General features: G+C 44.1%; 16 protein-coding genes and 1 other RNA gene. 12 read left to right on the top strand and 5 right to left on the bottom strand.

Translation table 11 applies throughout. The features are described 5' to 3' along the window. The first annotated feature begins 283 nt into the window (after positions 1-283). A complete protein-coding gene (locus C0979_RS12240) occupies positions 284-1,966 on the top strand; it encodes a PD-(D/E)XK nuclease family transposase (protein ID WP_306346032.1) in 1,683 nt (560 codons plus the stop codon). A gap of 96 nt (positions 1,967-2,062) precedes the next feature. Here C0979_RS12240 and C0979_RS06440 read toward each other — a convergent pair whose 3' ends face one another. Then, positions 2,063-2,818, bottom strand: a complete 756-nt coding sequence (locus tag C0979_RS06440; protein ID WP_101695197.1) for a DUF169 domain-containing protein — start codon at positions 2,816-2,818, stop codon at positions 2,063-2,065. Between the two features lie 46 nt (positions 2,819-2,864). Beyond that, positions 2,865-2,975 carry an SDR family oxidoreductase gene (locus C0979_RS12430; RefSeq protein ID WP_242962658.1) on the bottom strand — a complete coding sequence of 37 codons (111 nt, stop codon included), beginning with the start codon at positions 2,973-2,975 and terminating at the stop codon, positions 2,865-2,867. 83 nt (positions 2,976-3,058) lie between these two features. Here C0979_RS12430 and C0979_RS06435 point away from each other — a divergent pair, with 83 nt between their 5' ends. Further along, positions 3,059-3,283 (top strand): hypothetical protein, encoded by a 225-nt coding sequence (locus C0979_RS06435; RefSeq protein ID WP_101695196.1) that lies wholly within the window; start codon positions 3,059-3,061, stop codon positions 3,281-3,283. Between the two features lie 125 nt (positions 3,284-3,408). Here C0979_RS06435 and C0979_RS06430 read toward each other — a convergent pair whose 3' ends face one another. After that, on the bottom strand, positions 3,409-8,214 hold the full coding sequence (locus C0979_RS06430; RefSeq protein WP_101695195.1) for a right-handed parallel beta-helix repeat-containing protein: 4,806 nt from the start codon (positions 8,212-8,214) through the stop codon (positions 3,409-3,411). A 323-nt stretch (positions 8,215-8,537) separates the two neighbouring features. Here C0979_RS06430 and nrdD point away from each other — a divergent pair, with 323 nt between their 5' ends. The 3 genes from nrdD (at position 8,538) to C0979_RS06415 (ending at position 12,226) form a co-directional block, all read left to right on the top strand. Further along, entirely contained in the window at positions 8,538-10,721 is a 2,184-nt protein-coding gene (gene nrdD, locus C0979_RS06425) for an anaerobic ribonucleoside-triphosphate reductase (RefSeq protein WP_101695194.1), read from the top strand. A gap of 123 nt (positions 10,722-10,844) precedes the next feature. Then, positions 10,845-11,372 carry an anaerobic ribonucleoside-triphosphate reductase activating protein gene (nrdG, locus tag C0979_RS06420; protein WP_101695193.1) on the top strand — a complete coding sequence of 176 codons (528 nt, stop codon included), beginning with the start codon at positions 10,845-10,847 and terminating at the stop codon, positions 11,370-11,372. Positions 11,373-11,482: 110 nt separating this feature from the next. Further along, on the top strand, positions 11,483-12,226 hold the full coding sequence (locus tag C0979_RS06415) for a NifB/NifX family molybdenum-iron cluster-binding protein (RefSeq protein WP_101695192.1): 744 nt from the start codon (positions 11,483-11,485) through the stop codon (positions 12,224-12,226). A gap of 305 nt (positions 12,227-12,531) precedes the next feature. Here C0979_RS06415 and C0979_RS06410 read toward each other — a convergent pair whose 3' ends face one another. Further along, positions 12,532-13,458 (bottom strand): LysR family transcriptional regulator, encoded by a 927-nt coding sequence (locus C0979_RS06410; protein ID WP_101695191.1) that lies wholly within the window; start codon positions 13,456-13,458, stop codon positions 12,532-12,534. A gap of 200 nt (positions 13,459-13,658) precedes the next feature. Here C0979_RS06410 and C0979_RS06405 point away from each other — a divergent pair, with 200 nt between their 5' ends. From C0979_RS06405 to tadA, 6 genes are all read left to right on the top strand, one after another. Next, positions 13,659-14,690 (top strand): YeiH family protein, encoded by a 1,032-nt coding sequence (locus C0979_RS06405; RefSeq protein ID WP_101695190.1) that lies wholly within the window; start codon positions 13,659-13,661, stop codon positions 14,688-14,690. A gap of 164 nt (positions 14,691-14,854) precedes the next feature. Next, a complete protein-coding gene (locus C0979_RS06400; protein ID WP_101695189.1) occupies positions 14,855-15,526 on the top strand; it encodes a 4'-phosphopantetheinyl transferase family protein in 672 nt (223 codons plus the stop codon). Between the two features lie 160 nt (positions 15,527-15,686). After that, the gene (locus C0979_RS06395) at positions 15,687-16,982 is read left to right on the top strand and encodes a hypothetical protein (protein WP_101695188.1); all 1,296 of its coding nucleotides are present in this window, start codon (positions 15,687-15,689) and stop codon (positions 16,980-16,982) included. Between the two features lie 24 nt (positions 16,983-17,006). Next, complete coding sequence (locus C0979_RS06390) at positions 17,007-18,434, top strand: deoxyguanosinetriphosphate triphosphohydrolase (RefSeq protein WP_101695187.1); 1,428 nt, start codon at positions 17,007-17,009, stop codon at positions 18,432-18,434. A gap of 64 nt (positions 18,435-18,498) precedes the next feature. Next, positions 18,499-19,431 (top strand): hypothetical protein, encoded by a 933-nt coding sequence (locus C0979_RS06385; RefSeq protein ID WP_101695186.1) that lies wholly within the window; start codon positions 18,499-18,501, stop codon positions 19,429-19,431. Between the two features lie 5 nt (positions 19,432-19,436). Beyond that, the gene (gene tadA, locus C0979_RS06380; protein ID WP_101695185.1) at positions 19,437-19,919 is read left to right on the top strand and encodes a tRNA adenosine(34) deaminase TadA; all 483 of its coding nucleotides are present in this window, start codon (positions 19,437-19,439) and stop codon (positions 19,917-19,919) included. 16 nt (positions 19,920-19,935) lie between these two features. On the opposite strand, the gene ffs is transcribed toward tadA, so the two are convergent. Further along, an RNA gene (ffs, locus tag C0979_RS06375) (signal recognition particle sRNA large type) lies at positions 19,936-20,198 on the bottom strand. A 113-nt stretch (positions 20,199-20,311) separates the two neighbouring features. On the opposite strand from ffs, the gene C0979_RS06370 reads away from it, so the two are divergent. Beyond that, positions 20,312-22,093 (top strand): B12-binding domain-containing radical SAM protein, encoded by a 1,782-nt coding sequence (locus C0979_RS06370; RefSeq protein WP_101695184.1) that lies wholly within the window; start codon positions 20,312-20,314, stop codon positions 22,091-22,093. The last annotated feature ends 230 nt before the right edge of the window (positions 22,094-22,323 follow it).

Raw genomic sequence — 22,323 nt, 5'->3', positions numbered from 1 at the left:
TTAGGGATGGGAATCATCTGCAAGGGAGTTCCGGTCTCTTTTTAGTTGGTCTAGCCGCTTGGGCGGTGCTTTCTCCTTTCAGAAAATTCTGTTTTTCTTCTTTCGGGAAGTTCAGGATTGCATTTAAGGTACTTTTTTGCTATACTTTATTTCACATTCAGCAGAAATCTCATTCTGCAGTTATTCTACAGGCCGTAAGGCATCTCATTTCGGAAATTCAGAATCGAAAATTATCCCGTAATGAAAAGACAATTTTAAGTAAGCAGATAAGGAGGGTGCGTTTATGCAAACAAAACTACAGCAGCATTTTCCCATGATTCAGGATCGGGAGGCGATTCTTTTGAAGATTAGGGAAAATCGGACGATGGATGAGGAATTTCAATCCTGGACGGAGGAACAAAGAGAGGAATTTCTGGACTTTTGTACCGGAGTTAGGGGAATCAAGTTCCTGTATGATGGATTTTTCAAAGAGATTTTTGATCCGGATGCGACGCCGGAGCGTCTAGAAGCATTTTTGTCATTATTTCTTGGGACGAGGGTGAAGATATTAGAGGTGCTTCCGCTGGACGGATCCCGAATTGCAGATGAAAGTTCGCTGCTTACGATGGATATGGTGGTGCAGCTGGAGGACGGCGGGATTGTGAATTTAGAAATTCAGAAAATCGGTTATCTGTTTCCCGGAGAACGAAGCGCTTGTTACTCCGCAGATCTGCTGCTTCGTCAATATAAGCGTGTCCGAAGCAGCAGGAGAAAGAACTTCACGTATAAAGATATCAAAGGCGTCTATACGCTTGTGCTATTTGAGAAAAGTCCCAGAATTTTTCATCGTTTTCCCAATGATTATCTTCATTATTTCGAGCAGAAATCCAATACAGACCTAGAGCTTGATCTTCTTCAGAAATATCTTTTTATTCCTTTGGACATCTTTCGCAAAGCGCTTGACAATCGGTCAAAATTCCCACAAAATACAAGTAAAATAAAAGCGGAACAAGATGCGTGGTTAACATTTTTGAGTGTGGATGATCCGGAAAAGATTCTAGAGTTGATTAAGGAATTTCCGCAATTCAGACCGATGTATGAAACTGCGTATCAACAATGCTGTAATGTAGAAGAGGTGATGCGGATGTTTTCAGAAGAATTGTTGGAGTTGGATCGGAATACGACACAGTTGATGATTGACGAGATGCAGGAAGAAATTGAACAAAAGAGAGCGGAGCTAGGGGAGAAAAAGGAAGAGCTGGAAGAAAAGAAGACTGAGCTGGAGGCGAAAAAGGTGGAGCTGAGCAAGAAGAAGGAGGAATTGGAAAAGAAGAAGACAGAGTTGGAAGAGAAGAAGGCAGAGCTAGGAGAGAGAAACCAACAGCTGAACGAGAAAAAGGCGGAGTTGGAAGAGAAGAAGACAGAGCTGGGGAAGAAGAAAGCGGAGCTAAGTGAGAAGAAGGAAGAGTTGGAGGCGAAGAAGGCGGAGCTAGGAGAGAGAAACCAACAGCTGAATGAGAAGAAGGCGGAGTTGGAAGAGAAGAAGGTGGAGCTGAGCAAGAAGAAGGAGGAATTGGAAGAGAAGAAGCAGCAATTGAGTGAGAGGAAAGCTGAACTGGGAGAAAAGACGCAACAGCTGAACGAGAAGAAGGCGGAGTTGGAGGCGAAAAAGGTGGAGCTGGGCGAGAGAAACCAACAGCTGAATGAGAAAAAGGCAGAGTTGGAGGCGAAAAAGGCGGAGCTAGGCGAAAAGACGCAACAGCTGAATGAGAAAAAGGCGGAGCTGGAGGTGATAACACAGCGGTTAGAAGATCAGAAAACAGAGCTAGAGGAGAAGACTCAGCAGTTAGAAGATCAGAAAACAAGATGGGCAGAGAAGGAGAAAGCCTCTGTGCGAAGGCTGTATGACAAATTGCAGAGTGTGGCCGAGGTTGCGGAGATCCTCGGAATGGAAATCGAACAGGTAAAGGTGTGTCTGGGACTTTAGTAATATTCAAAAAGGCGATGACTGGCAGAATGGATTTCTGCGGTCATCGCCTTTCTTCCTATATTAATATAGAAGGAGTGTTAATAGTTTTGTGCATTAGAACTGGTTTTTGTATAAACAAACTGGATTATACGGATATCCGATGCCGTTTTTCTCCACAGTTTCCATACCGTCTAATGCTTTCAATAATGCATCGATTGTCATCGTTACGCGAACTTCTCCGAACTGAAGGGCTCCGGTTGCACGATCGCCGCGACAGCCTAAAGAGACACCCGGTTTTCCTGTTTTCATGGTGTACATCCAGGTGTCTGCACAGTTGGATTCACCACTGAATGGGAAATAGAGTTTTTCGTAATCATTTTCTACGTATCCAGCGAGCAGATGGAATGCTGCCTGAGTAGGAAGCTGCAGAGAGATTACATCGGCCTCTTCGATATCACAGTTGGACAGAGAAGAACATACAATACCTTCGTAAGGGGTCTCTGGAAGGAGTTTTACATTTTCGGCAATGTGTTTCTTTGCGTCTTCCTGCTCATGGTGCCATGGGGGTGGTTTGCGGTAGAGGATACTTCCGTCAAGGTAATCCTGATCAATTGCCATACACCCGTTGTTGATAGCACAGTATGGGCCTGAAAAATGATCTCTTGTAAGACCGAAAGTTTCCTGGAAATAGGCAGCCATACTGATTAACTTACATACAGAAGCTTTGTTCTCACAGTAGCAGATGTCTGGGATCGCATCAAATTCTTCCTGAGTTTTAATAAATTTTATCGCTACAGGGAACTGTGTTGGGCGAAGCCCATACATGATGCGGTCATTAATTTCTTTCCATTCTTGTTTTGTGCGCTTCATAGCTAATACCTTCCTTTGTTTACAATTGTTTGCAGTATATTAATTTTTAGAAGATTCCCCATCCACCAACATTGAAAATGGTTTCACCGCTCATGTAGGATGCGTCATCGGAGGCGAGGAAACATGCAACAGCTGCCTGCTCTTCTGGTTTGGCCATATCCATATGTCAGAAGCGTTGCTGCGTGATGGAAAAGCAGATTATGTTGCGATGGCACGGGCATCGTTAGCGGAACCAAGCTGATGAAGGTGGAAGAGGGAGCTGTTTATGCGGAGAAAGACGGAGAAGCAGTGGAATTTAAACACGTAGACATGGTAGTAAATGCTATGGGTGTAAGAAGTTATAATCCTTTGGAAGCCGAACTTGCAGATTGCGATTGTGAAGTGGTTGTGGTTGGAGATGCCAACAGAACGAAGAATGGCTATCGCAATATGCGCGAAGGATACGACGCGGGAAATCGTATCTAGACAGAACAAATAAAAAAGCATAGAAGATGAATATATTTGTATCCGTATGAAGAACTTCGGCGGGGCGCTTCTTATAAAGAGCGCCCCGCCGGTTTTTTTCATTATACGTTTGTTTTTGAAAAAATCTATTTTTGCTTTTTCCGGTAGTAAGCCATGCCAGCTGCAGCTGCGCTCAGTCCCAAAAGACATATGAACGGTACAACAGGAGAAGGATCTCCGGTTTTTGCTGCAGTATTCTCAGAGCTGGAAGAACCTGGTTTGCTCTGGCCGGCTGGTTTATTAGGTTTGCCAGGCTTGTTCGGAGTTCCTGGCTGCTCCGGTTTTGGCTTTCCTGGTTTCTCAGGCTCAGGCGTCTTATCTTTGGCGAATACGGCTTCGATAGTAAGATCTTTTGATACGGATTCAATGGTATAAGTACCATCTTCTTTTAAGGTCGCATCTTTGCCGTTTACCATAGCTTTTTCTACATGATAGCCTTTATCCGGTGTGAATGTATAGGTGACAGAAGAACCAGCTGGGATTTTGTCACCGTCAATGCTGGAAGTAATCGTTCCGTGTTCGCTCTTCTTGATCGTCTGAGTGAAAGATTCAGGTTCAGGCGTCTTATCTTTAGCGAATACAGCCTCGATGGTAAGATCCTTTAATACGGAGTCGATAGTATAAGTGCCATCCTCTTTTACGGTCACCTCTCTGCCGTTTACCATAGCTTTTTCCAGGTGATAGCCCTCGTCCGCTGCAAATGTGTAAGTAACAGAAGCGCCATATGGAATTTCTTCACCGTCAATGCTGGAGGTAATCGTTCCGTGTTCGGTTTCCTTGATTGTCTGGGTAAAGAAGACTTCTGGTTTGTCCGGCACAAAGTCTGACAAGTAGATGACATTTAAAATGTGCTGTGTCATAGTAATGCCGTCTTTTCCATATACCTGTACATAGTAATTGTTCAGTCCGTCTTCAAAGGAGACAGAAGCCTGATATCCGGTTTCCGTTTCGGTTAGCGGGACATCTTTTCTATAAGCGCCGCATTTTACTTCGACGTGACCGATCAGGTTCTTGTCCGCTGTGATCAGTAAGGACGAACCTGCAGCTTTGGTTGCTGTCGTGTAACCGTTCTGATCGAAGGTGTCAACGGAAAGACCAGCTTCTGGCATTTCGATTTTCTGGATCTGCGTAAGGTTGCTTTCTACTGTTTTTACCGTGATGGTATAGGTGATATCCTCTGCGGAATCGCCGCTTCTTGTGAGGGTAATGACATCCTTATCTGCAACATCCAGAATGAGGGAATCTGCGTTAGCTTTGGATACCTCATCTTTGTTCAGAGAAACTTTTGTCTTTCCTTCGCCAGACATCAGTGCGCGATAGTCAAGGGTTACTTTGGCAAGATCGGCAGGGATCAGAAGTTCATAATCCTGTTTGCCGTCTTTGAGAAGGTTGACCCCGTTCGCCTGAAGGAGATCGAGACTTAAGTCCAAAGTACCTTTTCCGATTTCGGTTGAGACACTTTTTGGCTCTTTTCCTGGAGTACCATGTTCATCAACCGGATAAACGGTACAGGTGAGTGTTCCTGCCGTGGTAGGACGGAATTTCTTTTGGGTAGTGACGATCTCTTTGGTAGCTTTGTCTTCTTCGTAAGACCACTGATAGAGTGTTGCTCCCTCTCTGTTATAGTCAGCATCCGCAAATGTATAGTCTACGGATACCTCTTCGCCCACTTTATGATCGTTTCCATCAAATTTCAAGTCAGAAACAGTCGGAGCCGTATTGGTAAATTCGCCGATGGAAAGCGCGGTTCCGGCAGAGACAGCGTCGAATCCCTGGTCAGAGGTTCCGATCTTAAAGTCGGAGAAGGTCACATCTTTGCCACGGTCGTTGGTGTGCCATGCGGCAAATCCAATGCTGAACCATGATCCGAGGAAGGAAGCGTCATCGAAGGTTTTTACTGTCTGCCACTCACCGTCGGTCTTGTAAGCGAGTGTTAAGGTATCGTTTTGTTTCATAAATCCGAGGTATGCGCTGGAAACTGCGTTTTGTGCGGCGTCTCCATCGTATTCGGAAGCAGTTCCGTTTCGTTCTTCTACGGAAGCAATCCCTGCTTTGTGGGATTTTTTACCTACGGAAATGTAGTTGTCCGCGTTGTTAAATAATAAGAAGCTTGCGGTATCCCACTGGCCGCCTTCATTGATTGGAAGGTTGTCAACCTTCACGGTTGTGCAGACATTGTTGCGGTCGAAAGAGCCTCTGTACAACAGTAGGTTCTTTACGCTGTTGTCGCTTTGGTATAAGTCACCTTTCTGCATGGTGATATTCAGAGAATCCTTGCCAAGTGTGTAGTGTGATGGGTCTGGATTGTACATGGTAAATCCAGGAGCAATACCTGCAACCTCAGGCAGAGATACAATGATCGGAATCTGATCATATTTGGTTCCGGCAGATGCACGAACCCATACGATTCCGTTTTGTTTTGGTGTCATAACACCGTTTTCGTCGATTGTTGCAATATCACTTGGGTTTCCACTTTGGAAATCAAGGACAGACCAGCGAACACTTCCGGAAGAATCGGCATCTGTGTTCAGATCCAAAGTTTCCGTCAGTCTGTTCAATACGTTAGTCTGTGGCTCCTGAATCTTGATACTGTCTGGTACGGAACCTTCTCCGTCGGCAGTCAGTGTCAGAACATTGGATTTGACGATGGTGCCATCCCAGATGTAGTATGCATAAATGTCTGCCGTTCCGCTCTTGTTAGCGGTCAGGACTCCGGAGTGATCAACAGAAATAATCTCCGGTGCGCTGCTTGCATAATATACTGTGGATACAGGATCGCTTACCGGTTGTCTGCGGTCATTTTCAATCACTTGGATATCGGTATCTTCATTATGAATGTTATCGGTACTCATGTTGTGAAGTACGGCATATTTTTTCAATCCATCATCGTAGGTGTTGCCTTTTAAGGTAACATTCTTGCAGCTTGTAAATTCAAAGGCATTGTCCTGCTCACGTTCGTGCTTATCACCGTCTTTCGTGGTCGTAAGTGCAAGTGTTTCGCCGACTTTCATCTGCCCGGAGTCGGAACCGGATGAAAGTTCGATGGAAATATCCGGGTTGGTACGCAGGATTTTGTTGTTGGTAAAGGTGAGATTTTCTACGCTTTCTGCGTAAACAACCGTATCCACATCCATATGGAAGGTATTTCCGTCAATGGTAATATTCTTGTGGATTGGAGTGTCTTCACCTGGAAGTCGTCCGCCTTTGGTAACCGGGTGTACATAGACTGCCGGCGCATAGTCCCAGGCTGTTCTTCCAATACTCTTAATATAGAACTCGTTGTTCCGAATCGTCATGTCGCGGATTGGACCGGATTCATACCACTCATTGGAGTCGTTGGATAAGAAAATGGTTGCCATGGACATGTTAAGGAATTTGTTTCCTTCGATTACAACTTTATTTCTTGTAGTACATAAGATTCCACGAGTTGGAACATTTTTGAATGTATTATTTTTGATGTATACAGATGGGGCATAGGTAACGTTTTCGGCAACGTATTTTGGTTCCCATCCAATCTGGTCTGCCAAGTCTTCCGGCAGAGCCTCTTTGAATTTGATTTCCATGGTTCGTCCGTCTGTATCCGTAGGTTCGGAGAGAACTTTTTCTACGGTATAGAGGTTTTCCTCGTCGGACTGTCCGGTTGGCGGCTGCAGGAAATCACGGGTGAAGAATGCTACCTTGTCACCTTCGTGATATTGCGGGAATCCGCCTTGCTGCTGGTGGATGTATTTCAGTACCAGTGTATGGTCATCTTTGCGTCGTTCGACTCTGGTGAACGTTCCGTGCAGGTTGATCGGGTCATCGTGGGAATTAGAGAAATTACATCCCTCGATAGTGATCTTTCCGGCAGCTCCGGAAGCATGGATGATATCAGCGTAGCTTACGGTGATGTGGCCGGAGTTTTTCCTTGGCATAAAGTTACAGTTTCGATAAGAGACATCGGTACTCATCTGAATCAGCCATCCGAAACCGTGCATAAAGTGTACGTTCAGCCCTTCGGCATCGACATTTTTACTCTCCCAGGTAAATGCGCCTGCCGTTTCACGTACTGCACTGCTGGCAAGTTCAAAGACCATACCAAGTGTCTGCATGTCCGGTCTTGCTCCAGCGTAACTGATGCGGACAACGCCGTCTGGAAGCTGGGTAATAGAACGAACATTGCTAAATGGATTTCCCCTGCCGTCGGTCCAGTAGTTGCGTGTCATCTCTTCCCCTGGAGAATGTGCAACAACGGCATAGGAACGGTGAATGTTAGACTCTGTCCAGTAATACTGGTCGGTGTAAGGACTCTTTTCACTGGTCCATTTAATAGAATTTCCCTCAATGATATACGGGAAACAGTCTGGGATGTAGAAATCGGTGTAGTCCGAACCATTTTCGGATCCCATATTGGTAATGGTCATCTCGGAAACGGTTGGTACTTCAAAGTCCCAGGAAAAATTTTTCAACTTAATATTCTCGGATTTGACAACGGCAAGTGCCATCATGTTGCCGTGCATCATGAAGAGGGAACCATTTCCGTCAATGGTCAGGTTCTTATGCTCTTCAATCAGAATTCCGATCGTCTTTTGCGGGTGCTCCAAACTGTTGGTGTTGGAGGTGTGGTAGTTGCGGACTTCTGCTTTGTCCTTGTAAATCTGGTATTCGCCCCGCGGGAATTCCAGTACTACCTTCTGGCCCTTTCCTTCTTCCTTTTTGGCAGCTGCCAGTGCCTTTTGGACGGCTTCTGTACTATCTTTTTCTCCAGTTGGATCGACGCCGTATTCGGAAGCGTCAAGATGAACAGCTTTGTCCTCTTTTTCTTTTGCCTGAGCAGGCAGAAAAGAGAGGTTGCCCAAGAGCAAACTGCAAAGAAGAAGCCAGGTCAGCAATTTCTTTGGGTTTCTTTTCATGTCTTTCTCCTTTTTAGTATTTATTTACATATGGGCATATGTATACGTCAATTATCTTGTTTATTATGGGGAAAAGACATAGATAAAAGAAAGAACTTTTTATGTTTTTCTATGATGATTCGATGATTGTTTTTTATGTTTTTGTGAATAAATGTCAAATAAATATCAAAACAGGAAAAGAGAAAATTCCCTCTTCCCAAATCGAATGTTTTGTTGTATGATAGTAACTGGCCCAAGATGTAGTGTGGAAACGGATGAGTTTCTCCTATATTTAGTATAGATGGTGTGTATAGAGAACTAATAAGAGAGGGAATGGTGCAGATATGGAAGTGAAAACAAGCGTAATCAAGCGGAACGGGGAAGAAGTAGAGTTTGACCTGAGTAAGATTATAAACGCGATCAGAAAGGCAAATGAGGAAGTAGACAAGCTTCACCGAATGAACGATTATCAGATTATGGCAATTGCGGATAATATTGCGAATCAGGTGAACGAGATCATGCATGCAGTGAATGTAGAAGACATTCAGGACATGGTAGAGACCGGAATTATGGAGATGCGCGGCTATGAGGTGGCGCAGAAGTATGTTCGCTATCGCTATAAAAGAGAATTGAATCGAAAATCCAATACAACGGACAACGGAATTTTGTCTTTGATTGAACACATTAATGAGGAAGTGAATCAGGAAAACTCCAATAAGAATCCGGTGATTAACTCTACGCAGCGAGATTATATGGCGGGAGAAGTCAGCAAGGATCTTTCTAGACGTATTTTGCTTCCGGATGAGATTGTGAAAGCGCATGAGGAAGGAATTATTCATTTCCACGATTCTGATTATTTTGCACAGAAAGAGCATAACTGTGATCTGATTAACCTGGAAGATATGCTTCAGAATGGAACCGTTATCAGCGAGACTTTGATCGAGAAACCACATAGTTTCTTTACTGCATGTAATGTCACAACTCAGATCGTGGCACAGGTGGCAAGCAATCAGTATGGAGGACAGTCCTTTACACTGGCACATTTGGCGCCGTTTGTGGATATCAGCAGAAAGAAGATCAGAAGAAATGTTATCGCAGAGAGACAGGAATGCGGTGAAAGTATGGATGAGGTTATCATCGATAAGGTGACAGAGCGCAGACTTCGGGAAGAGGTAAGAAGTGGAATTCAGACGATTCAATATCAGCTGATTACGTTGATGACCTGTAACGGTCAGGCACCGTTCGTTACGGTGTTCATGTATCTGGACGAAGTGGAAGAAGGACAGACGAGAGACGACCTTGCACTGATCATTGAGGAAGTTCTGGTACAGAGAATGCAGGGTGTGAAGAATGAGAAGGGAGTATGGATTACTCCGGCGTTCCCGAAGCTGATCTATGTATTGGATGAAGATAATATTACAGAAGGTTCTAAGTATTGGTATCTGACAGAATTAGCTGCAAAGTGTACAGCAAAGAGACTGGTACCGGACTATATTTCTGCGAAGATTATGAAAGAACTGAAGAAGGGTGAAGTATATCCGTGTATGGGATGCCGTTCCTTCCTGACGGTAGAAGATTCTCAGAGAAATGCCGATGGAAGCCATAAGTTCTACGGAAGATTTAATCAGGGCGTAGTGACGATTAACTTGGTGGATGTTGCTTGTTCTTCTGAAGGCGATATGGATAAGTTCTGGGAGATTCTGGATGAGCGTTTGGAGCTTTGCCACCGTGCACTGCGCTGCCGCCATGAACGTCTTCTGGGAACGATTTCTGATGTGGCGCCGATTTTGTGGCAGTATGGAGCGTTGGCAAGACTGAAGAAAGGGGAGAAGATTGATCCGCTGTTGTTTGGAGGATATTCTACGATTTCCCTTGGATATGCAGGCCTATATGAGATGTGTATGCGGATGCTTGGAAAATCCCATACGGATCCAGAAGCAAGTCCGTTTGCGATGAAGGTAATGCAGCGTCTGAATGATAAGTGTGCAGAGTGGAAGGCGGCAGAAAATATCAGCTATTCTGTATATGGAACACCGATGGAGTCTACGACTTACAAGTTTGCAAAATGTCTCCAAAAGCGTTTTGGCGTGATTGAAGGGGTTACCGATAAAAATTATATTACGAACAGCTATCATGTACATGTGGCAGAGGAAATCGATGCATTTAAGAAATTGAAGTTTGAGGCAGATTTCCAGAAGTTGTCACCGGGAGGAGCGATCAGTTATATCGAGGTTCCGAATATGCAGGAGAATATTCCGGCGGTATTGTCTGTTATGAAGTTCATTTACGATAATATTATGTATGCAGAGCTGAATACGAAGAGTGACTACTGTGAATGCTGTGGTTACGATGGAGAGATTCTGATTCAGGAAGAAGAGTCTGGAAAGCTAGTATGGGAGTGCCCAAATTGTGGAAACCGTGATCAGAACAAGATGTTTGTAGCCCGCAGAACTTGCGGTTACATCGGAACACAGTTCTGGAATCAGGGACGTACGCAGGAGATCAAGGATCGCGTACTGCATCTGTAGAGAGAGCAAAATAAAGAAAACTGTAAGAGATAGAATGTAAGAGCTAAGAGGAACAGGGTCTGCCGGTGAAGGCAGACCCTGAATCCATATCGTGAGGCCTGTTAGGGGAAGGAGGCACATGCCATGAATTACGGAAATATAAAAGAGTGTGATATTGCAAACGGACCAGGCGTGAGAGTGAGCCTATTCGTATCCGGGTGCAGACATCATTGCAAAGGATGCTTTAATGAGGAGACGTGGGATTTTCAATATGGGAATCCCTATACAGAAGAAACAGAAGAAACAATAATCAATCTTTTGAAAGCGGGATATATCCAGGGATTGTCACTGCTTGGAGGAGAACCGTTCGAGCCAGAGAATCAGCATGAGTTGGTAAAACTCTTGCGCCGGGTGAGGGAGACCTATCCGGAGAAGGATATTTGGTGCTATTCCGGTTATCTTTATGATGTAGATATGGTTTCGGGAGGAAGGGTGTATACGGATGTAACAGAGGAAATGCTGTCCTATCTGGATGTTTTAGTGGACGGAAGGTTTGTAGAGGCGCAGAAGGATGTGACCCTTCATTTCCGCGGAAGCAGGAACCAACGGATCATCGACGTGAAGAAGAGCCGTGAGGCAAATGAGGTTGTGCTGTCGCCACTGAATAATTAAAAGGGCAGAAAAAGTAGAATATTTAGAAAAGCGGAATCGATATTGACATATGCAAATAAAAAGAGTAAGATATAAATAAATTGACATATGCCAATAAATGGAGGCTGACGATGCCAAGAACAGGAAAGAAGAAAAAAGTCTTAAAAATGCCGGGATATTGCCGGTTTGCAGCAGAAAACCAAAGGAAGATGGTGGGACATAGTATTGTGATGAAGGTGGAAGAATATGAATGTATTCGCCTGATTGACTATATGGCGTATACGCAGGAAGAATGCGCAAAAGCCATGGAGGTCAGCCGCGGTACGGTTCAGATGCTGTATGCTGAGGCGAGGAAGAAACTGGCGCGTTTCCTGGTGGAAGGGCTGGAACTTCGGATTGAAGGCGGCGAGTATGTGGCAATAGATTCGTCAGCAGAAGGCGGCAAAAAGAAGGAGAGAATGAATATGAAAATTGCAGTAACCTATGAAAATGGACAGATTTTTCAGCATTTCGGACATACGGAACAGTTTAAAGTGTATGAGGTAGAGGATGGGAAAATCGTAGGAAGTGAAGTTGTAGACACCAATGGACAGGGACACGGTGCGTTGGCGGGATTTTTGTCAGAGGGAAATGTTGATGTGCTGATCTGCGGTGGTATCGGCGGAGGCGCAAGAAATGCATTGGCAGAAGCTGGGATTAAGCTGTTCCCAGGAGCTCAGGGTGATGCGGATGCTCAGGTAGAGTCTTATCTGGCAGGTACGTTGAATTATGATCCGGATACGATGTGCAGCCATCATGGAGAGGGACATGGACACGGAGATCACGACTGTGGCGGACATGGAAATCATGAATGTGGCGGACATCACTGCGGTTAGACTGTAAGGATATAGAACAAATTGTAAGAAGAATGCAGGATTACAAGTTTCATCAGTAATCCTGCATTTGTTTTGGCTGAAAATTAAACGAATTAACAATTTTAATAATTATAGACATAAAAAGGACTGCGTTTTGGGAGGAGTGCAGTCCTGAGGAAAAAGTTATGAAAAAGATTTATAAGTGTTGTTCGTTTGAACAATTATAGTATATGCAAAAACTGTGATAAAAATGTGAGTAAAATGAGAACTAATTGTTAACAATTGTAGTCGGGGACGTGTACAAATGAAAAAAACTCCGTCCCCAACTACAATTTACCCTGTCCCGAATTGGAAATGACCCTGTCTCCGAAGAGTTGAGCAAACAATTCAAACAATGATTTTTCAAAAAGATTATCTTTTTTCCATACAATAGAAATTTCGTGCTGAACATCAAAATCTTGTAATTCTATTTTTTGGATCTGGCCTGTGAGCAGTTCCTTTTCTACGGCAGTTTCATATAAAAAGGTGATGCCGCAGGCGGAAAGTACCAGCTCTTTGATAGTGTTCATGTTTCCAATTGTGATGATATTATGGAAATCAATAAGGTTTAATTCGTGGCAGGCCAGAGATTGTTCAAGAATCATCCTTGTGCCAGAACCTTCTTCGCGAAGAAGAAGACGTTCTTCGATTAAGTCATGCAGAGTAAGGGGATAGCGCTGAGGGCACGTTGTAAATTGGTAATTGGGGCTGCAGACAGGGATAAAGTTTTCCACAGTATAGGGGAGATGGCGATAAAGATGATGTGGATAATCCCCCTCTAAAATTGCAAAGTCGATGGATCCATTATCCAGCTTTTGAAGTAATTCGTTTGTGTTAGCGACAGTTACAGTAATGGAGGCGGCTTCGTAATTGTGCAAGAATTGAGAAAGCGGTTGTGCAATCATAAACTCACCGACGGTTAAAGTGGCTCCGAAGTGCAGCGGCTTTCTTTGGTCGGTTAGATAAGTAAGCTGTTCTTTCAGATAGATTTCGTTATTGTGAATGGATGTCAAAGTATCTCGAAGTAGTTTGCCGGCATCGGTTAGTAAAAGCTTTTTCCCAATAAAACGAAAAAGCTTTACGTGATAATAGCTTTCGATATATTGGATATGCTGTGTTACCGCGGGCTGTGAAATATGAAGTTTCTCGGCGGCGCGAGTAAAGTTCATTTCCTCGCAAACTGTTAAAAAGGTAATTGTTCGATTATCTAACATAAGACCTCCTTGGAAAAATAAGCAAATAGGGACAGGGTGATTCTTAATTGGGGACGTGTACAAATGAAAAAAACTCCGTCCCCGATAAAACGAATTATAACATAAACTTATCAAAAAATAAATTATAATAATTTTACTTAATGATTGAGATGTGTTATGATGCATAAGGAGACAAATGGAGTGTATTTACGGAGGAAGATATGGATTTTTTGAAAAAGAATTGGAAGGGAATTTTAGTGTGTTTGTGTATTGCGGTGCCATCTAGTTTGCTGGGAAAGAAATTTCCGATTATTGGCGGGCCGGTAATTGCAATTATTGTTGGTATGGTTATCACATTGCTGATAAAAGACAAGACGAATCTTGAAAGTGGAATTAAGTTTACATCTAAGAAAATTCTGCAATATGCGGTGGTGCTTCTTGGATTTGGATTGAATCTTCAGGTGATTCTACAGACGGGTAAACAATCGTTGCCTATTATTGTATCTACAATTGCTACGTCATTGATTATTGCATATGTTTTACACAGAGTTATGCACATTCCGGGAAAGATATCCACATTGGTGGGCGTTGGTTCTTCTATCTGTGGAGGATCTGCGATTGCTGCGACAGCGCCGGTTATTGATGCGGATGATGAAGAAGTGGCGCAGGCGATTTCTGTGATTTTTTTCTTTAATGTACTGGCGGCAATTGTGTTCCCGATGCTGGGAACGGCGATTGGATTTTCTCAGACTTCCGGAGAGGCGTTTGGTATTTTTGCAGGAACAGCAGTAAATGATACTTCTTCTGTTACGGCGGCAGCATCTACCTGGGATAGTATGTACGGATTGGGAAGCGCTACCCTTGATAAAGCGGTTACGGTGAAACTGACCCGAACACTGGCGATTATTCCGATTACACTGGTGCTTGCATTTATGAGAGCGAAGAAAGAGGAAGGAAATGAGCAGGGAAAAGTTTCTTTGAAACAGGTGTTTCCATTCTTTATTCTGTTTTTCGTGGGGGCGTCTGTGATTACAACAGTTGCAGTTACAGCGGGAGTTCCGATTGGATTTTTTGCGCCGTTGAAAGAACTGTCAAAATTCTTCATTGTGATGGCGATGGCGGCGATCGGTCTGAATACAAATATTGTGAAATTAGTAAAAACCGGAGGAAAGCCAATTCTGATGGGATTGGCCTGCTGGGTTGGAATTACCCTGGTCAGTCTCAGTATGCAGCATATGCTGGGAATCTGGTAAAGGGTTTAACATGCTCGTCTCTTTTGTGAAGAGGCGGGCGTTTTTTTATGGGAAACTTGTAAATGGAAGGCGTTCCTTCTATAATAATAAGCATTACAATAAGTGAGACTTACAGGGGATAGATGCAGTGGTAACGGGCATTAAAAGAAAGAAGGAGGAAGAGAATGGTTCGTGTGTATTTGGCGGAAATTGCCCCCTTATTAATAGAAGAAACGTATCAGAAATATTTTCGGGAACTGCCTTTGTGGCGTCAGGAGAAGGCTCTGAGAATACGAGATGCAAAAGGACGTGCAAGAAGTGTTGGCGCATGGGCGCTTTGGCAGAAGGTGCAAAAAGAGCGTGGGTTGGAGGAAACGTCGGCTTTTAATCTGTCCCATTCGGGGAAATATGTGTTGTGTGCATGCAGTGAGCGGGAAGTTTCAAGTGACCAGGTGGGGGAGAGTAATAAGATCGTTCAGGTGAATGGAGGTTGCAAGATTGGCTGTGATTTGGAAATGGTTCGTAAAATCCGGCTTCCCATGGCAAAAAGATTTTTTTGTCCCGCGGAGTATGAATGGATTGCCGGGCATAAGACGGAGCAGGCAGAATGGTTTTTCCGTTATTGGGTATTAAAAGAAAGTTTTATGAAGGCGACCAGAAGAGGTATGGGATTAGATACACGCTCATTTGAGATTGGGTGGAATGAAAAAATGCAGCCGGTACTCTTGCGAAAACCAGAAGAATATGGGGAGAATTATGTTTACAAGGAGTATGAATTTCGGCCAAAGGAAGTGAAAATTGCTGTGTGTACAACGGATTTGGAGATAGATGAAAAGCTGCATATCCGAACATTTTAGAAAAATATTAAGAATTCAGGCACCTGGTTGACGTGTTTTTAAGTATTTGTTAGAATAATGAAAGGGAAAAACTTAGGTTTATCAAGAAACAAAAAGATTTACAAAAAGCAAGATAAATCCTAAATGGTGAGTATATTTAATTGAATAAGGAGGAAATACAATGCTGGATTTAACATTTGGAGAGCAAGTCAAAATTATCTTAAGCCGAAGAGGCATGACAATTAAGGAGTTGGCGGAGAAGATAGAGGCGAGTACGGGAAAGAAGATGTCCCGGCAGAACCTGACGCAGAGACTTGGAAGAGATAACTTCCAGGAGCAGGATATGCGAATGATCGCGGAAATCCTTGGTTGTCCATTTCATTTAACCATTCTGGAAGATGGAACCCAGGCAGAGAATAATCATATAGAAGAAAAGGCGGAAGCAAAGCAGGCGGCACCTGCAAAGGCAGCTAAAAAGGAGGAAGTCTACGTTCCGGAGAGAGAGATTACAATTGGAGAGTTGGTGGATATCCATGAGGAATTGGATGAACTGGAAAAAGAGGGCGAGAAAGTCTTTTACGAAGAAGAGGTAGTTTGCGAGGAAGAGCCGGTTTGCGAAGAAGAGGTAGTTTGCGAGGAAGAGCCGGTTTACGAGGAAGAGCCGGTTTACGAAGAAGAACCAGTTTATGAGGAAGAGGTAGTTTACGAGGAAGAGCCGGTTTACGAAGAAGAGGTAGTTTACGAGGAAGAGCCAGTTTACGAGGAGGAGCTGATAGAAGAATCGGCAGAAGACCTAGAATCGGAAGCAGAAATGGCAGTAGAAGTGGAAGAAAAGCTGGAAGCGGAACCAGTAGAAGCAGAAGAGACAGGTCAGGAAGAGAAGTCAGAAGAAAAGCCAGAAGAAGAGACGGAGCAGCCGGTGAAGGAAGAAAAGGCGGAGGAAAAACTGCATGGTCTGATGTCCTATTTGCGCAGAAGAAAGAAAAAAGTATCTAAGCCGGCGAAGGAAGCAGAGGAAGTAAAAGAGCCGGTACAGGAAGAAGTAGATTCTGCGACAACAGCAGATGCGCAGGAGGAAGAACCGGAAGAACTTCGGGTAAGACCACAGTCAGAGCTGGATGAAGGGTATAAGGCGGATCTTGATGAGATGCGGGAAGAAGAACTCTATCCAGAAGGTGAGTACGGTGTTTATGGAGAAGAGTATGAGGAAACCTTTGGTGGTGAGGCAGAAGCTGAAGAATTCCTGGTGTCAGATGGAGAAGAAGACTTAGAGCGCGGCGATGTGAATCCGTATACCGGAAGAGAATATGAATCGAACAGCGTGCGGATGCATCCGACAAGAATAGGATATGTACAGGTATATGACCGTGCAGAACATGCGTGGACCGATATGACAGAGTGGGCATTCCTGGGTTACCAAGAGCGCAAGAAGGCTCTTCTTGGCAAGGATTATGAGCCGCCGATTTATCTGGATTAGAGTGGAAGAACGGGTGAGAAGCAAGTGTATTGGGAACAATTGTTATCGACGAAGAGACAAAGGAGCAGTTCCGGAAAAGGTCGGTATGGAAAGAATTCCGATTTAAGAAGTGAGTTTGAGAAGGACTACCATCGTATTATAGGAAGCGCATCGTTTCGGCGTCTTCAGGATAAGACACAGGTATTTCCTTTAGATAAGAGCGATTTTATTAGAACCAGGCTGACCCATTCGTTGGAAGTGTCTTCGTTTGCAAAGTCTTTGGGGCAGAATATTGGTGAAAATATATTGGTTTATAAGAAAGATTTGAGTTTCACGCCTCAGATGAAGGAAGATATTTGTAGCATTCTTCAATGTGCGGGATTGATCCATGATATTGGAAATCCGCCGTTTGGACATTTTGGAGAATGTGCAATTCGAGAATGGTTTGAGCGGAATCTGTCTCGTCTGACTTATCACGGACAGCCGGTGGATCAGATTTTGACGCCGCAAATGCGGGAAGATCTGTACCATTTTGAAGGCAACGCTCAGGCGCTTCGGTTGGTAAGCAAGCTTCATTATCTGGTCGATGAAAATGGTATGAATCTGACGTATGCATTACTCAGTACGATCGTGAAATATCCGGTTTCATCTTTAGAAATCAATACAAAATCTGGAAATATTAAGGATAAGAAGCTGGGATATTATCTGGCGGATGCAGAGCTTTATGAAGAGATCAGTAAGGAGACTGGGACTTGCGGATCCAGACATCCTTTGACATATATCCTAGAGGCAGCGGATGATATCGCTTATAAGACTGCGGATATTGAAGATGCATTTATAAAAGGCTTTCTTAGCTTTCACCAACTTTTGGAAGAATTGCAGGAATTGCAAGAACGGTATCTCACCGGAGAGAAGAATACATTTCTGCCGGCAGATAAGCTGAAAGAGTTGTATCAGGTGGCGAAAGAGCGTCATCTTGGGCATCCGGAAGAGTATGCAGTGAAGAACTGGATTGTCCGAGTGCAGGGATTCCTGATCAACTGCGCAACATATGGGTTTACTTCCAATTATAGTGCGATTATGGAAGGAACATACAGGCATGATTTGTTTCACCAGACATTCGCAGAGCAATTAATGGATTTACTGGGGGATTTGGCGTATCGCGAGGTGTTTACATCCGAGACCATTTACCGAATGGAAGTGCAGGAGGCAGTGATGCTGGATCATTTGTTGGAGCGTTTCGTAACAGCGGCAATCAAATACGATGATCGGGAAGCGCATCTTAATTCTATTGACGAACGGATGATTCTGTTTATTTCCAGCAATTATAAGAAGGCATATCATTACCATGCAGAAGGAAAGTCTGAGGCAGAAAGGTTGTATCTGCGAATTTTGCTGGTGACAGATTATATCTGCGGTATGACGGACGGTTTTGCAAAACGCCTCTACCAGGAACTGAAAGCAATTGTATAGTGGTATATTTTCTGCATTGGAAGAATAAGATGATGGTAAATAATCCAGAATCGAGTGTGGAAAATTGAAACGATGGATCCGCTATTTATACGAATATGATCAAGGGAAAAAGCTTAGAAATGTAGGATTTGTAAAGGTGGAACAAGGAGAAGGCGAGTGTTCGGTGCATATTCATGGAAAAGGACTGCACATGCAGGGAGAAAATCGCCTGAACCTTTACCTTTTCTATGAAGAAAATGAAGAATGCATAGGAATATGGCAGGGGACAGCAGAAAATGTAGACCCTGCCATTAATTACCGCCTTTACTATACGAAAGAAGATACCGGGAAAACGGAAAATTTTGAAAAAATCCGAGGCATTGTTCTGTTAAGTGAAGCGGGGCGCAGATATGCTGCGGTATGGGACGATCAGCCGGCGCATGTGGAAACGATGAGAATTTGTCAGGAAGAGCCGCAGCAGACGGAAGCCGTCGTACAGGAGGAAGAGCCAGAGCAGGCGGAACCTGCCAGGCAGGAGACAGAACCAGAGCCGGAAGAATCTGCTAGGCAGGAGATGGAACCAGAGCAGGAAGAAATTGGCGAACGGGAGATAGAGCCTGAGCAGGAGGATGTTGTCGAACGAGAGATAGAACCAGAGCAGGAAGAGAATCTGAGCAGGATTCATTGTGTCAAAATTCAGCGCAGAGATTTGGCAAGGCTTCCCAGATGTGAATGGAAACTGGCCAACAATAGTTTCCTTCTTCATGGCTGTTATAATTACCGCCATTTAGCATTCTTGGAATACAAGGATCAGCTGTGGCTTGGTGTTCCCGGAGTTTATCATCCACAGGAAGCAAGGGCGGCAGAAGCAATGGGATTTCCGGAATTTATTTATAGGAAGGATACGGACGCCTCATCCGAAGAAGAGGAAGAATTTGGCTATTGGTGCCGCAGAGTAAAGAGAAGACCAGATACGCTGATGGAACAGAGTATGGGAAATAAGAGGGATGGAGAATAAGACGGATGGATAAAAAAGATGAAAAATACATGAAAGAAGCCATTCGGCAGGCGAAGAAGGCATATGCCCTGGGCGAGGTCCCGATTGGGTGCGTGATTGTATATCAGGATAAAATTATCGGGCGCGGGTACAATCGTCGGACGATCGACAAGAATACACTTGCCCATGCGGAGCTGATTGCGATTAAGAAGGCGAGTAAAAAGATGGATGATTGGCGGCTGGAAGAGTGCACCATGTATGTGACGTTAGAACCTTGTCAGATGTGTTCCGGTGCGATTGTACAGTCTCGTATGACCCGCGTGGTCGTAGGCTGTATGAGCCCTAAGGCAGGATGTGCAGGTTCGATATTGAATCTTCTTCAGATGTCGGAGTTCAATCATCAAGTGGAATTAGAGACGGGTGTTTTAGAAGAGGAATGCAGTCATATGATGAAGCAGTTTTTCAAAGAATTGCGGGAAAAGAAAAAGAAACCGAAGACGGTTTCTTAAATGAAAGCAATTTAAAACGTGCATTGCGCTTCGAACATGACCACCCAGACGTTACCTTGACAGTTAACTCAGTCCAGGCACCCTTACGGCACCCGGAAGATTCTGCTTAGTGCTGCTTCGTTCCCGACCTGACACGGTTCACAGATTTCCGTCGCGTAAGACCCAGGCCTCAACGCCACTTTTCAAGGGCAGCTCTGCAAAGCCATGCCCTCTGCGCAATATCACCCCTGCTATAGCGGATTGCAGGTTCAAGGTACCGCTAACACCCCGGCTGCACGAGACTTTATTTTACTGTATTTTCGCAGAAATGTCAACCGGCAGCGGGAAAGTTTGGCGGAAACACGGTCGGAAAATAAGAAGTAAATACAACGGAAAAAAGAGGATTAAGAATTATGAAGATATTACTGGCGGCAGTGAATGCAAAATATATCCATTCCAACCTTGCCATCTACAGTTTAAAGGCATATGCGGATGTGGAAGAAGTGGAATTGGCAGAGTATACGATTAATCAGCAAAAAGATGAGATCCTTCGGGATCTTTATCTTAGGAAGCCGGATGTATTGTGCTTTTCCTGCTATATATGGAATATGGAATATGTTGAGACTTTAGTTCGGGAAATAGCAAAACTTTGTCCCCATCTTCCTATCTGGCTGGGAGGGCCGGAAGTGTCCTATGATGCGGCGGCAGTTCTTGAGAGACTTCCGGCGGTAAAAGGTGTGATGAAGGGAGAAGGAGAAGAAACGTTCGCACAGCTTTGCCGGATTTATCAAAAGGATTGGAATGATTGGGAAGAAGCAGATTGTAAGCTTTTGAAGATAGATGGAATTACGTTCCGACGGGAGCCTACACAGGGAGATCTTGACGGCGCAGAAGAGGCAACGGAGAAGATTATAGAAAATCCATGGCGGCCAGTGATGGATTTGAGTTGCATTCCTTTTGTTTATAAAGACATGGAAAAATTTCGGAATAAGATTATTTATTATGAGAGCAGCAGGGGGTGTCCGTTTTCCTGCAGTTACTGTCTTTCATCGGTGGACAAGCGGCTTCGGTTCCGGGATTTGGAACTGGTAAAGAGGGAACTTCAGTTTTTTATTGATCAGGAGGTTCCACAGGTGAAATTTGTGGATCGTACGTTCAACTGCCGCCATGAACATGCATTGGCAATTTGGCAGTATATAAAGGAACATGACCGGGGGATTACGAATTTCCATTTTGAGATAGCAGCAGATTTATTAAATGAAGAAGAATTGGAATTGCTTGGAAATATGCGGCCGGGGCTGGTACAGCTGGAGATCGGAATTCAGTCCACCAATCCTGATACAATTTGCGCTATCCGACGGACGATGGATTTTGAGAAGGTTAAGGGAGTGGTTGAGAGGATCAAATCCGGCGGAAATATCCACCAGCATTTGGATCTGATTGCGGGACTTCCTTATGAAGATATAGAAAGTTTTTCCCGTTCTTTTGACGAGGTGTACAGACTTCGCCCAGAGCAGCTGCAGCTTGGATTTTTGAAGGTGCTCAAAGGTTCCTATATGGAGGAAAAGCAGTCGGATTATGGATTGGTACACAAATCAGATCCACCCTATGAGGTACTTTATACAAAGTGGCTGTCCTATGAGGATGTGATTCTTTTGAAAGGCGTGGAAGAGATGGTGGAAGTATACTATAACAGTGGACAGTTTACAGACACGTTAGAAGCGTTGGCAGAAGAATTCCCATCGGCATTTGCGATGTATGAAGATCTGTGGCATTTCTATGAAATGAACGGCCTTTTGGGCGTACAGCACAAGCGGAGCAGCCGATATGAGATTTTGCTGTCCTTTATTCGGAAAGTTCTTCTAGAGAAGGTGGAGATTTACCGGGAGCGGCTTACGTATGATTATTACCTGCGTGAAAATGCAAAGACGAGACCTTCCTTTGCAGGAGAGTACCCGGTGGAGAAAGAGGCGCTTCGAGCCTTTTATGAAAGCGAAGAAAAGGAGCACCGGTATCTGCCGGCTTACACGTCTTATGACCGCAATCAAATGCGCAAGATGACACATATAGAATATTTTGCGGAAGAGGACAGATACATTCTGTTTGATTATCTGGAAAGAAGCCCTCTTGATCACCGGGCAAGGACCTGTGAAGTATCGGGATTGTTTCTTGCAAAAAAAACGCAAAGAGTATAAAATGTAGGAAAATACAAAAAGGCAGGATGCAAGGAAGGAAAACAAATGAATTTTAACAATAAGAAGACGAAGAGGATCGTGGCGATTATCATTCTTTTAGTTATTGCAGCAATGATCGCGACGATGGTGATTCCGTATCTGGTATAAGGTTGACGGATGAAGCCGATGCAGCAAAAAGAAATTATTTAAAGGGAAAGCCGATGGGAAAAGAGAGAGGAAAGGAAGCCAGG

The sequence above is a fragment of the Dorea phocaeensis genome (assembly GCF_900240315.1).
In the GTDB taxonomy this organism is placed as follows: domain Bacteria; phylum Bacillota; class Clostridia; order Lachnospirales; family Lachnospiraceae; genus Dorea_B; species Dorea_B phocaeensis.
Note: the sequence above shows the minus strand (reverse complement) of the source record. Positions and strands in the feature narration are given on the sequence as shown.